Source organism: Streptomyces sp. NPDC086077 (assembly GCF_040686175.1).
In the GTDB taxonomy this organism is placed as follows: domain Bacteria; phylum Actinomycetota; class Actinomycetes; order Streptomycetales; family Streptomycetaceae; genus Streptomyces.
This window is the reverse complement of the sequence record NZ_JBFBJT010000041.1, coordinates 41,891-53,480: the sequence shown is the minus strand read 5'-3', so window position 1 is coordinate 53,480 and position 11,590 is coordinate 41,891. Positions and strand designations below refer to the sequence as shown.

Annotated in this window: 12 protein-coding genes; all 12 read right to left on the bottom strand. The window is 70.6% G+C overall.

The annotated features are described in order from the left end of the window. Positions 1–236, bottom strand: a 236-nt coding sequence (locus AB0O67_RS14785; RefSeq protein ID WP_365449866.1) for a flavodoxin-dependent (E)-4-hydroxy-3-methylbut-2-enyl-diphosphate synthase, incomplete at its 3' end; no start/stop codon positions are given. A 4-nt stretch (positions 237–240) separates the two neighbouring features. Further along, positions 241–1,263 carry an adenosyl-hopene transferase HpnH gene (hpnH, locus tag AB0O67_RS14780; RefSeq protein ID WP_365449864.1) on the bottom strand — a complete coding sequence of 341 codons (1,023 nt, stop codon included), beginning with the start codon at positions 1,261–1,263 and terminating at the stop codon, positions 241–243. Positions 1,264–1,268: 5 nt separating this feature from the next. Continuing rightward, positions 1,269–1,910, bottom strand: a complete 642-nt coding sequence (locus AB0O67_RS14775; RefSeq protein WP_365449862.1) for a 1-hydroxy-2-methyl-2-butenyl 4-diphosphate reductase — start codon at positions 1,908–1,910, stop codon at positions 1,269–1,271. Beyond that, on the bottom strand, positions 1,907–3,916 hold the full coding sequence (gene shc, locus AB0O67_RS14770; protein WP_365449860.1) for a squalene--hopene cyclase: 2,010 nt from the start codon (positions 3,914–3,916) through the stop codon (positions 1,907–1,909). Before shc ends, AB0O67_RS14775 begins: the two co-directional genes overlap by 4 nt. A gap of 122 nt (positions 3,917–4,038) precedes the next feature. Then, positions 4,039–5,103 carry a polyprenyl synthetase family protein gene (locus AB0O67_RS14765; protein WP_365449872.1) on the bottom strand — a complete coding sequence of 355 codons (1,065 nt, stop codon included), beginning with the start codon at positions 5,101–5,103 and terminating at the stop codon, positions 4,039–4,041. A gap of 68 nt (positions 5,104–5,171) precedes the next feature. Beyond that, positions 5,172–6,572, bottom strand: a complete 1,401-nt coding sequence (gene hpnE, locus AB0O67_RS14760) for a hydroxysqualene dehydroxylase HpnE (protein WP_365449858.1) — start codon at positions 6,570–6,572, stop codon at positions 5,172–5,174. Then, positions 6,569–6,709: a DUF6380 family protein gene (locus AB0O67_RS14755; RefSeq protein ID WP_365449856.1), complete on the bottom strand. Its 141-nt coding sequence runs from the start codon at positions 6,707–6,709 to the stop codon at positions 6,569–6,571. The genes hpnE and AB0O67_RS14755 overlap by 4 nt, the downstream gene beginning before the upstream one ends. Further along, positions 6,709–7,659, bottom strand: a complete 951-nt coding sequence (gene hpnD, locus AB0O67_RS14750; protein WP_365449854.1) for a presqualene diphosphate synthase HpnD — start codon at positions 7,657–7,659, stop codon at positions 6,709–6,711. Before hpnD ends, AB0O67_RS14755 begins: the two co-directional genes overlap by 1 nt. After that, a complete protein-coding gene (gene hpnC / locus AB0O67_RS14745; RefSeq protein WP_365449852.1) occupies positions 7,656–8,558 on the bottom strand; it encodes a squalene synthase HpnC in 903 nt (300 codons plus the stop codon). Before hpnC ends, hpnD begins: the two co-directional genes overlap by 4 nt. Before the next feature lie 382 nt (positions 8,559–8,940). Further along, the gene (locus AB0O67_RS14740; RefSeq protein WP_365449850.1) at positions 8,941–9,720 is read right to left on the bottom strand and encodes an ABC transporter ATP-binding protein; all 780 of its coding nucleotides are present in this window, start codon (positions 9,718–9,720) and stop codon (positions 8,941–8,943) included. After that, positions 9,713–10,642, bottom strand: a complete 930-nt coding sequence (locus tag AB0O67_RS14735) for an ABC transporter permease (RefSeq protein WP_365449848.1) — start codon at positions 10,640–10,642, stop codon at positions 9,713–9,715. The genes AB0O67_RS14740 and AB0O67_RS14735 overlap by 8 nt, the downstream gene beginning before the upstream one ends. A gap of 98 nt (positions 10,643–10,740) precedes the next feature. After that, positions 10,741–11,586, bottom strand: a complete 846-nt coding sequence (locus AB0O67_RS14730; RefSeq protein ID WP_365449870.1) for a glycosyltransferase — start codon at positions 11,584–11,586, stop codon at positions 10,741–10,743. Between the last annotated feature and the right edge of the window lie 4 nt (positions 11,587–11,590).

The window sequence follows — 11,590 nt, the reverse complement described above, 5'->3', positions numbered from 1 at the left end:
GCGTCGTCCTGCGTCGGGCACGCCACCCGGACGATCTGACAGCCGGAAGCCGTCAACTCGGCGATCTGCTGAAGCGTGGCCCCGATGTCCGACGTACGCGTCGTCGTCATCGACTGCACCGACACCGGTGCCCCGCCCCCGACCGCCACCGGCCCGACCTGGATCTGCCGCGACACCCGCCGTTCGGCGACCGGCCGCACCGGCACCTCGGGAACGCCCAGGGAGATGGCGGTCATGACATCACTCCCGGTTTCCGGAGACCGTCTCGCGCATGGCGCGCAGCGACTCCTTCAGCGACCCCATGGTGGCGAGGACGGCGGTGGGCTCGTAGCCGCAGTGCGCCATGCAGTTGGCGCAGCGCGGGTCCTTGCCGCGGCCGTACTTGTCCCAGTCGGTCTCCTCGATCAGTTCGCGGTACGTCGGCACGTACCCGTCGCTCATCAGGTAGCAGGGGCGCTGCCACCCGAAGAGCGAGTAGTTCGGGATCGCCCACGCGGTGCACGGGAAGTCGACCTTGCCCTCCAGGAAGTCCAGGAAGAGCGGCGAGTGGTTGAGCCGCCAGCGGCGCCGGTTGCCGCCGGAGAAGGCCTTCTTGAACAGTTCGCGGGTCTGCTCCACGCCCAGGAAGTGCTCCTGGTCGGGCGCCTTCTCGTAGGCGTAGGCGGGCGAGATCATCATCTCGTCGACCTTGAGGTCGTCGTTGAGGTAGTTGAGCACCTCGACGATGGTCTGGGGGGTGTCGGTGTTGAAGAAGGTGGAGTTGGTGGTGACGCGGAAGCCGCGCCCCTTGGCCTCCTTGATGGCCGCCACCGCCTCGTCGAACACGCCCTCCTTGGCGACCGACTCGTCGTGCCGCTCACGCAGGCCGTCGATGTGCACGGCGAAGGCGAAGTAGGGCGACGGAGTGAACTTGTCCATCTTCTTGCGCAGCAGCATCGCGTTGGTGCACAGGAAGACGTACTTCCGCTTGGCCACCAACTGCCGCACGATCTCGTCGATCTGAGGGTGCATCAGCGGCTCGCCGCCCGCGATCGACACCATCGGAGCCCCGGACTCCAGCACCGCTCCCACGGCCTGCGCGACGGGCATGCGCTGCTTGAGCACCCCGGCGGGGTGCTGGATCTTGCCGCAGCCCTCGCACTTCAGGTTGCAGGCGAACAGGGGCTCCAGCTCGACGATGAGCGGGAACTTGTCGCGCCTGCGGAGCTTTTGTTCAGCCAAGTATGTAGCGACCTTGATGGACTGGCGCAATGGCATGGCCATCGGGCTCACCTCCTGGGGAGCAGCACATTACGGTGCCATTCAAAGAATGCGGGAAGAAGGGAACGAAGGACGCGGAAAGCCGATATTCCACCGCGCACCGTGCCGATACGGACGAGTTCATGTTCTGGAGCGTCCACGACCACCCGGACGGCCGCAACCGGACGTGCCCCTGCGCGCCCGGCGCTCAGGAGCGTTGCGGCGGACTCCATGTCGACGGCGATCGCGCCGGTGGCCAGCAGATCGGACCGTTCCTGCCCGCGCACGACGTGGCCGGAGCCGGTGACCGGGCCGGTGTGGACGGTGCGGCCGGGCACCGCACGCCTGAGTTCCCTGACGAGCAGGTCGGTGCCCTCGCAGGGCGTGGTGCCGCGCGGATCCCGGGCCTCCTCGGCGACGACCAGGTCACCGGGGTGCATGCCGGGTGCCAGCCCCGCGCAGAAGCCGGTGGCCAGCACAGCGGCCCCGGCGAGCGCCGGGTCGGCCAGCGCCCGCGTGACGGACCGCTCGGCCGCGGTGGGCCCCATGCCCGTGCGCAACACGGTCACCGGCCCGTCGGCACCTCCCCGCTCCCCCAGTCGCAACGCCAGCCGTTCGATGCCGAGCGCACAGGCGATCAGCAGGGGTTCCGGAGCGGAGCGGGCGCTCATCCGCTCCCCTTGGCCCCGGCGAGCGCCGTCCGGGCGAACGGCTCACCGTGCACATAGCGGCCCAGCGCCGTGAGCGGGAAGACCTGCCGGTACAGGTGGTAGTTGATCGAGAAGTCCCACGGGAAGCCGGTACCCGTGAAGTACGGCTCGTCCCAGGAGCCGTCCTCCCGCTGGGTCGCGGCGAGCCATTCGACACCGCGTTCGACCGCCGGCGAGTCCCGCTCCCCGGCCGCCAGCAGCGCCATCAGCGCCCACGCGGTCTGCGAGGCGGTGGAGGCGCCCCTGCCGCTCCACTCCTTGACGTACCGGTACGAGCGCAGGTCCTCGCCCCAGCCGCCGTCGTCGTTCTGCACGCTCTCCAGCCAGGTCACCGCCCGCCGGATCGCCGGGTGCGAGACGGGGAAGCCGGCGGCGGTCAGCGCGGGCACCACCGATCCGGTGCCGTAGATGTAGTTGACACCCCAGCGCCCGAACCACGAACCGTCCGGCTCCTGTGCGGCGAGCAGCCATTCGATGCCCCGCCTGGTGCGCGGGTCGCGGGTGAGGCCCTCCACCGCGAGCATCTCCACCACGTGCGCCGTCACGTCCGCCGACGGCGGGTCGATGACCTCGCCGAAGTCGCAGAACGGCAGCCGGTTGGGGAACGGGCTGGTGTTGTCGACGTCGAAGGCGCCCCACGCGCCCTCCTTCGACTGCATGCCGAGGTTCCAGCGCACCCCGCGCGCGATGGCCTTGTCCATCCGCTCCGGGTCGTGATGCCGGACGCGGCGCAGCGCGAGGACCACCTCGGCGGTGTCGTCGATATCGGGGTAGTTGTCGTTGTGGAACTCGAACGCCCAGCCACCCGGCGGCAGTTGCGGTCGGCGGACCGACCAGTCGCCCGGCCGCACCACCTGCTCCCCCAGCATCCAGTCGGCGGCCCTCACCAGCTGTGGATGGTCCGCGGGAACCCCGGCGTCGAAGAGGGCGATGGTCGCCAGGCAGGTGTCCCACACCGGCGACTGGCAGGCCTCGATCATCCGGGCCCCGTCCTCGCGCCACACGGCGTACCGGTCGAGGGACTTCAGACCGGCCCGCATCACCGGGTGCTGGAGGTCGTAGCCCAGCAGGTGGAGGGCGATGAGCGAGTACACGGCCGGCGGCTGGATGCCGCCCCAGCAGCCGTCGTTCTCCTGCCGCTCGATGATCCAGCGCGCGGCCGACCGCATCGCCGCGCGCCGCAGGGTCCGCGGCACGACCTTGCGCAGGGCGTGCAGACCCTTGTCCAGCCGCTGGAAGGCGCCGTCCCAACTCACCACCGGGGCCAGGGGTTTCGCCGGGTTCGGATGCTCCGGATCGGTGTGCAGCTCGTCCAGCGGGAAGGGGGCGGGCCGTACCGGGCGCTTGGCGGAGACGACGGTCAGCGGGACGATCGTCTGCCGGGCCCAGCATCCGAAGTCGTAGATGTTGAGCGGCAGCCACTTCGGGAAGTACATGAGCTCCGGCGGCAGTTCGGGCAGGTCCTCCCACTTCCACCAGCCGAACAGGGCGAGCCAGATCCGGGTGAAGACCCGGGCCGCGGCGATGCCGCCCCGGGAGCGGATCCACTCGGCCGCCCGGACCATGTGCGGCGCGTCCGGCGCGTCGCCGGCCAGGCGCAGGGCGACGTACGCCTCGATGGTGGTGGAGAGTTCGCCGGGCCCGCCGTGGAAGGTGGCCCAGGTGCCGTCCTCGCGCTGCTCGCCGCGGATGAAGAGGGCGGCGGCGGTCGTCGTGGACTCGTCGCGGATGCCCAGGAACTGACGGAGCAGCAGGTCCTCGGCGTCCATGGTGACATTGGTCTCCAGGTCGCCCTTCCACCAGCCTTCCGCGTCCTGCCGGGCGAGCAGGTGGTCGGTGGCGCGCCGGACGGCGCGTTCGGCGGCTTCGTGGACCCCGGCCGCCACCGGGGTGGTGCTGTCGCTTTCGCTGGCCGCGGCAGCGCGGGGCGACACGGCCCCGGTGCTTCCGTCGGTCGTCGCTGTCATGGCTTCCCCTTCGTGCAGTGCTGCAATCGGTGCGTCTGCTGTGGGTCCGCCGTCGGCCGGTGCACACGAGAATCCCGCGGCACCGGCCGGCGACTAAGCGAGGGCTATGAGGCCGATAGTGATCATCTCTTTCGTACGACGACGAAGTCGGCGAGGGCCACGAACCGGTCCCGCACCCGGTCAGGCATGTCGACGGCGTCGAGGGCTTCGATGGCGACACGGTGCTGACGGCGTGCCTCTTCGGCGGTCCACTCGCGGCCGCCGGCCTCCTCGATCAGGGCGGCGCGGGCCGCGAACTCCTCCTCGGAGAACTTCGCGAAGTCGCTGCTCTTGGCGTCGGCGGCGAGCAGCTCACCGAGCCGCTCGGAGGCGCTGCCCCCGGCCGCGAGGGCGGCGACGACCGGCAGGGACTTCTTGCGCTGGCGCAGATCGCTCCAGGTCTGCTTGCCGGTGGCCTCCGGGTCGCCCCAGATGCCGAGCAGGTCGTCTACGGCCTGGAAGGCCAGGCCGAGGTGGTAGCCGTACTTCTCCAGGGTGTCGGCGGTACGGTCGTCGGCGCCGCCCAGCACGGCGCCGATGGAGCTGGCGCAGGCCAGCAGGGCGCCGGTCTTGTTGCCCTCCATCTCCAGGCACTCCTCGACGCTCACGCGGTCTCGGTGCTCGTAGGAGATGTCCTGGGCCTGGCCGTCGATCAGGGCACGGGTCGCGGTGGTCAGCCGGCGGGTGGCGCGGCCGGCCTCGACGGTGCCGAGTTCCAGGAGCACCTCGTTGGCCAGCGCGAACAGGGCGTCGCCGACCAGGATGGCCTGGGCGGGGCCGTGCACCTTCCAGACGGTGTCGCGGTGCCGGCGCTGCTCGTCGCCGTCCATCAGGTCGTCGTGCAGCAGGGAGAAGTTGTGGACCAGTTCGACGGCGACCGCGCCGGGAACGCCGACCTCGGGCGCGCCCCCGGTGACCTCGGCGGACAGGATGGCGAGAGCGGGGCGTACGGCCTTGCCGCCGTCGCCGTCGGCCGGGTTGCCAGCGGCGTCGATCCAGCCGAAGTGGTAGGCGGCGACCGTGTCCATGGGAGGGGCCAGGCGGTCGACGGCCGCCCGCAGTACCGGTGTGGCCAGGGTCCGGCCGCGCTCCAGGATCGCGGCCACGTCCACCGCGGTCTCTCGAGCGGCCTTCGAGGCCGGGGGCACAGTGGGCACTTTCTCTCCTCTTGTTGCGGTACCGGAGGTGCGGGGGCCTGCCGCGCGCTGCCTCGTCGTCACGCCGCCTCCTCGACGTCGAAGAGATGGCGGGGGCGGGGCCGGCCGAGGGCACGCAACGCGGCGTCCGCCGCGCCGATGCCGCTGCGGACCGCACTTTCCATGGTCGCGGGCCACCCGGTGGCGGTCCACGCTCCAGCCAGGTACAGGCCGGACGCCTTGGTGCCGGCGCCGGGCCGCAGCTGTCCGACGCCGGGCGCGGGAGCGAAGGTCGCGGTGCGCTCCCTGGTCACGAAGAAGTCCCTCACCTCGGCACTCCGGCTCCGCGGCAGCAGGCGCTCCAGCTCGGGCAGATAGCGCTCGCGCAGTGCGGCCACGGGCGCGTCGATCTCGTCCTGCGCGGCCGACTGCGACAGCGCGAGGTACTGGCCGGACCTCAGCCCCGAGGCGTCGGTGCGGTCGAAGACCCACTGCACGGGCGTGCCGAGCGCGGTGAGGAAGGGGGCGTCGACGACCTTGCGGTCGTAGACGACATGGATGTTGAGGATCGGCGCGGTACCGATCCTCAGCAGTCGTGCCGGATCGTCGAGCGCGCCGTCCGGCAGCAGGTCGTAGGTCTCGCGCTGGGGTACGGCGAGCACGACGGCGTCGGTCTCGATGACTTCGCCGGGAACCTGAACGCTCCAACGCCCGTTGCCGTTCTGGGAGATGGAGGTGACGCGTGAACGGATCCTGGTTCGGACGCCGACGGAGTCGAGCGCCCTGCGGGCCAGCCGGTCGTGCAGTTCGCCCAGCGGGACGCGCGCCCAGCCGATGTCGGCCGCGCCCGGGTCGGAGAGCAGACCGGTCTTGAACACCATCGCGGCGAGCCCCAGGGAGGCGTCGGCCGCGACCGCGTTGAGGGTGGCGACCCCGACCAGGTCCCACAGGGCCTCGACAGCACGCGCCGACTGACCGTGCGCGGTCAGCCAGCTGCCGAAGTCCTGTGCGTCCAGCGTCGGATCGGCGAGGTCGAGACCCTTGAGTGCGAGCGCGGCCCGGCCGACCTTGGCGCGCTCGGCGAGTGAGAGATGCGGATACGTGGCGAGGCTGCGCCCCAGATGCAGGGGCACCGGCAGCGCGTCGCGCCGCAGCCTGCCGAGTCGCCTGCCCTCGGGCTTGGTGACGTCGAGGACGGGCACGTCGAGACGGTCCTGCAGCGGGGCAAGTGCCGCGCCGCCGATCCGGTCGAGGAACCAGCGGTAGGCGGTGCAGCAGCGCAGATACACGTGCTGGCCGTTGTCGACGGCCAGCTCACCGCGCTGGAAGGAGAAGGCGAGGCCACCGAGTCTCGGCCTGCCTTCGAGCAGGGTGACGCGCACCCCGGCGTCGGCGAGCGCGAGCGCGGCGGTGACTCCGGCGAGCCCTCCGCCGACCACCACCGTGTCCCGTGCGGGCCCGGACCGCATGTCGTCGGTCATCGCGCACCCTCCCCTGCGCTCCCGCCGCGACGCGTCACAGCGCCCCGGCAGGCCGTCGCAGTCAGGGACGCCATCCGGCCGCGGAGGGTTGCGTGCCGCTTTCCGCCGTCGGCGTCACCTTGCCCCAGGCTGTCCATCAGGCGCGCCTCCTGACGGCCCGCCGGGTCACATGCCGAGCGTCCAGACCGGACAGGCCGCGCACGGCGACGTAGGCCTTCTCGCGTCCGGGCAGCGAGACCCGGCCGCGCAGCACGGCCTCGGGTTCACGCTCGATGCGGTCGAGGAGGCGGCGGTAGATACCCGCCATGGCCGCGACGCAGGCGCCGCTGCGCCGGTCGAGCATGGGCAGCAGCTGGTAGCCCTCGGCGAAGAGGGCTCGGGCCCGCCGCACCTCGTAGTGCACGAGGCCCGCGAAGTCGGAGCCCTTCGGCGGGTTCGGCCCGCTGAACCCGGCCGAGCAACCGAACTTGGCGAGGTCGTCGGCGGGCAGGTAGACGCGCCCGCCCTCGGCGTCCTCGCGGATGTCCCGCAGGATGTTGGTGAGCTGGAGCGCGAGCCCGAGCGTGTCGGCGTACTCGGGCGCGCGCTCGGCGCCGCGCGCCCCCGGTTCCGTACCGAAGACACCGAGCGAGAGCCGGCCGATGGCCCCGGCCACACAGCGGCAGTAGACTTTCAGGTCGTCCCAGGTCTCGTAGGTCTCGCCGCGTACGTCCATCAGGACGCCGTCGATGAGCTCGTCCAGGCCGTCGAGCGGGATCGGGAAGTGCCGGGCGGCGTGGGCCAGGGCGACGCCGACCGGGTCGGTGTCGTCCTCGCCGATCTCGTCCTCACGAATGCGGTCGAGCAGCGACCGGGTCTCCTGGAGCCGGTCGAACTTCAGGTCGTCGGTGAGCTCACCGTCGCCGATGTCGTCGACCCGCCGGGAGAACGCGTACAGCGCCGACATCGCGCGGCGCTTGGGCGTCGGCAGCAGCCTGATGCCGTAGGCGAAGTTACGTGCCTGCTGTCCGGTGACGGCCTCGCAGTAGCTGTAGGCGGCGAGTACCGGTGCGGACACGTGTGGTGCAGACTCCACTGTCCGGATCACCCCTCTCCTCGCAGGGTCACGCCCACCTCACGCAGCAACCGGAGCTTGCCGGGCTTGGGCGGGCCGGGAAGTACGTCGTACCGGGCGGCGGCGATCGCCTCGACGGCCGCCCTTCCCCCCGCCACGAACCCCGCGAGCAACAGCCTCAGTCTGCCGTGCACGCTACCCACGAGGGGGGCGCCTTCATTCAGGAGGTCGCGGGCGCGTTGCGCTTCGTACGCGACCAGTGCGCGCACCGATGCGCCGGTGGTCGCCGCGGCGAGATCAGCCTCCTGGACGTGAAAGCGCTTCATGTCCTCGGCGGGCAGATAGACGCGGTCGCGGCCGAGGTCCTCGGCCACGTCCTGGAGGTGCTCGACGATCTGCAGGGCCGTGCAGATCGCGTCCGAGCGGCGGACGCGCTCGGGGGTGGAGGTTCCGGTGACGCCGAGGACGAGCCGGCCCACGGGGTTCGCGGACAGTTCGCAGTAGGCCAGCAGGTCGTCGTAGGTCTCGTACCGCTTGACGAGCTGGTCCTGGCGGTTGGCGGCGATCAGGCCGAGGAAGGGCTCGGGCGTCAGGGCGCGGCGGCGGACGGTCGGCTGGAGACGGCGCAGCAGGGGGTGGCGCGGGGCCGAGTCGAAGACGCGGTGAAGGTCTGCTTCGAAGGCGTCCAGCAGGGCCATGCGGTCGCCGGCCCGCTCGGACGGCACGCCGAGGAGGCGGGCGTCGGCCCCGCCGGGGGCGAGATCGCCGTCACCGATGTCGTCGACGAGGCGGGCGAAGCCATAGACGGCCATGAGGTCGGTGCGCCAGGCCCGGGGCAGGAAGAAGGGGGCCACGGGGAAGTTCTCTGCCGTGGCCTTGTCCAGCGTCGCGCGCTCCGTGTCGTCGTCGCGCGCCGTGGCGGTTCCGGTCACCGTTCGCTTCCCAGGGCGGGGACGGCACATGCTTCGCGGAGCTGGGGAGTTTCCGTAGCCATTGCCGTCACATCTCCCGTTCTACACTGCCGACCCAATTCACACTATTTCGGACACGCCGCCATGCGTTCAGGCGGCTATCACCTTGGAGGGTGTCGCGCATTATGGCCCTACTTGCCGTGTTTCGGCGCTGGTACAGCTTACGTTGTACAACGCGGCGCGGACCGAGGGGGTGTCCCGCGCATCACAAGAACACACCGATTGGCTTCAAGATTCCTACGGTCGGCCAGAGTTGACGCTTCCTTTGCGGCCGGCACAAGGGCCCTTCGCCGATGACGCAGGGCCCCGCCGGAGCAGTTCCGGCAGGGCCCTGAACGGCTGTCTACTTACCCGTGAACTTCTCGTACTCCTTCAGGACCTCGCCCGTGGGTCCGTCCATGCGCAGTTCGCCACGCTCCAGCCACAGCACGCGGTCGCAGGTGTCCCGGATCGACTTGTTGTTGTGGCTGACCAGGAACACCGTACCGGCCTGCTTGCGCAGCTCGCGAATGCGCTCCTCGGAGCGCTTCTGGAACTTGCGGTCGCCGGTGGCCAGCGCCTCGTCGATCATCAGGACGTCGTGGTCCTTGGCGGCCGCGATCGAGAACCGCAGGCGGGCGGCCATGCCGGAGGAGTACGTCCGCATCGGCAGCGTGATGAAGTCGCCCTTCTCGTTGATGCCGGAGAAGTCGACGATCTCCTGGTAGCGCTCCTTGACCTGCTCACGGGTCATGCCCATCGCGAGTCCGCCCAGTATGACGTTGCGCTCACCGGTCAGATCGTTCATCAGGGCCGCGTTCACACCGAGCAGCGAGGGCTGGCCGTCGGTGTAGACCTTGCCGCTCTCGGCGGGCAGCAGTCCGGCGATGGCACGCAGCAGGGTCGACTTGCCGGAGCCGTTGGAGCCGATCAGGCCGATGGCCTCGCCCCGGTACGCGACGAACGAGACACCGCGCACCGCGTGCACCTTGCGCACCCCGCGGTCCTCGCGACGCTTGACGATGCGGCTGAGGGCGGCGGTGGCGCTGCCCCTGCCGGACTTCGCGCCGTTGACGCGGTAGACGATGTGCAGGTCGTCCGCGACGACGGTGGGGATGCGTTCCTCGGTCGTATGGTCAGCCACGGCCGTACCTCTCCTCCGCCTTCCAGAAGTACACGAAGCCGCCCAGGGCGAACAGCACCGCCCAGCCGCCGGCGATCGCCCAGACATGGTCGGGGAGGTTCTCGGAGCCGTAGCCGTCGATCAGCGCGAAGCGCATCAGGTCCATGTAGATCGCGGCCGGGTTCCACTGGAGGATGTTGGCGATCCAGGACGGCTTGTCGGCCAGCATGATCGGGATGGAGTACATGACACCGGACGCGTACATCCACGTCCGCATCACGAACGGCATCAGCTGCGCCAGGTCCGGGGTCTTGGAGCCGGCCCGGGCCATGATCAGCGCGAGGCCGGTGTTGAAGCAGAACTGCAGCGCCAGCGCCGGCACGATCAGCACCCAGGACAGATCCGGGTAGCTGCCGAAGACGCAGGTCACGGCGAACAGCACGATCATCGAGAAGAGCAGCTGCTGGAGCTGCTGGAGCGCGAAGGAGACCGGCAGCGAGGCACGCGGGAAGTGCAGGGCGCGCACCAGGCCGAGGTTGCCGGAGATCGCGCGGACGCCCGCCATCACCGAGCTCTGCGTGAAGGTGAAGACGAAAACACCCGTCACGAGGAACGGGATGTACACCTCCCGCGGCATGCCCCGGTCGGCCTCCAGGATCACGCCGAAGACGAAGAAGTACACGGCCGCGTTGAGCAGCGGCGTGACGACCTGCCAGAGCTGGCCGAGCTTGGCCTGGCTGTACTGGGCGGTCAGCTTCGCCCGCGAGAACGCGAGGATGAAGTGACGACGGTCCCAGAGCTGGCGGACGTACTCGACGAGGGAGGGGCGGGCGCCGCTCACGGTCAGGCCGTACTTCGCGGCGAGCTCAGCCGCGGACAAACCCTCGTCGGGTGACACGGGCGCGGTCACCGCGACTGTGCCGTCGTGTGTGGTCTCACTCACTAGTCGAAACTTTCGTCTTCGAGATGCGCAGCCTGTGCGGGCTGGGCAGCGGCCGGGAGCCGAGCGTTACGCCCCGAATGCTCTCAGGGACGAGCTTGTCAGATGACAGGAGGTCGGCCCAGTCGAGTCAGCCGCCACACCGTACGCCACTTCATGGGCCGGCGGGGCCCGCAGGGGGACCTCCAGCCTTCCCGGAAGCCACCGAACCATGCCCGCAGGGCCGGCCGCGAGGGGCGGCGCAGCAGCGTGAGGGCAAGCCAGATGCCCAGGTAGACCGGGACGAGGGCGGCCGGCAGGTTGCGGCGGGCGAGCCAGACGCGGTTGCGGGCGACCATGCGGTGGTAGACGGCGTGCCGCGAGGGCGCGGTCGTCGGGTGGTAGAGCACCATGTCCGACCGGTAGTCGATCAGCCAGCCCGCGTCGAGGGCGCGCCAGGCCAGGTCGGTCTCCTCGTGCGCGTAGAAGAAGTCGTCGGGCAGGCCGCCGACCTCGGCGAACACCCGGGTGCGGACCGCGTTGGCGCCACCGAGGAAGGTGGTGACGCGCGAGGAGCGCATCGGGTCGGAGGCCCGCAGCCGGGGGACGTGGCGGCGCTGGGTGACGCCGGTGTCGGGGTCGGCTATACGGAAGCTGACGATGCCGAGCCGGGGGTCGGCCTCGAAGGCCTCGCGGCACAGCTCGGCGGTGTCGGCGCGGGCGAGCAGGCCGTCGTCGTCGAGAAACAGCAGTATGTCGACGTCACGCCCGCTGGGGCCGAACGCCTCGATGCCGACGTTGCGGCCGCCCGGGATGCCGAGGTTCTCCGGCAGCTCGACGGTACGCACTCCGGCGGGGACCTCGGGCACCGGTGAGCCGTTGCCGACGACCACGACGTCTATCGGGTCGCCGTCCTGCTTGGCGACCGACTCCAGCAGCGCGCGCAGTTCCTCGGGCCGGTTGCCCATCGTG

Coding starts and splice junctions, on each gene's coding strand:
- hpnH (WP_365449864.1), bottom strand. CDS start 1,263: ATGGCCATGCCATTGCGCCAGTCCATCAAGGTCGCTACATACTTGGCT.
- AB0O67_RS14775 (WP_365449862.1), bottom strand. CDS start 1,910: ATGAGCGCCCGCTCCGCTCCGGAACCCCTGCTGATCGCCTGTGCGCTC.
- shc (WP_365449860.1), bottom strand. CDS start 3,916: ATGACAGCGACGACCGACGGAAGCACCGGGGCCGTGTCGCCCCGCGCT.
- hpnE (WP_365449858.1), bottom strand. CDS start 6,572: ATGACCGACGACATGCGGTCCGGGCCCGCACGGGACACGGTGGTGGTC.
- AB0O67_RS14755 (WP_365449856.1), bottom strand. CDS start 6,709: ATGGACAGCCTGGGGCAAGGTGACGCCGACGGCGGAAAGCGGCACGCA.
- AB0O67_RS14730 (WP_365449870.1), bottom strand. CDS start 11,586: ATGGGCAACCGGCCCGAGGAACTGCGCGCGCTGCTGGAGTCGGTCGCC.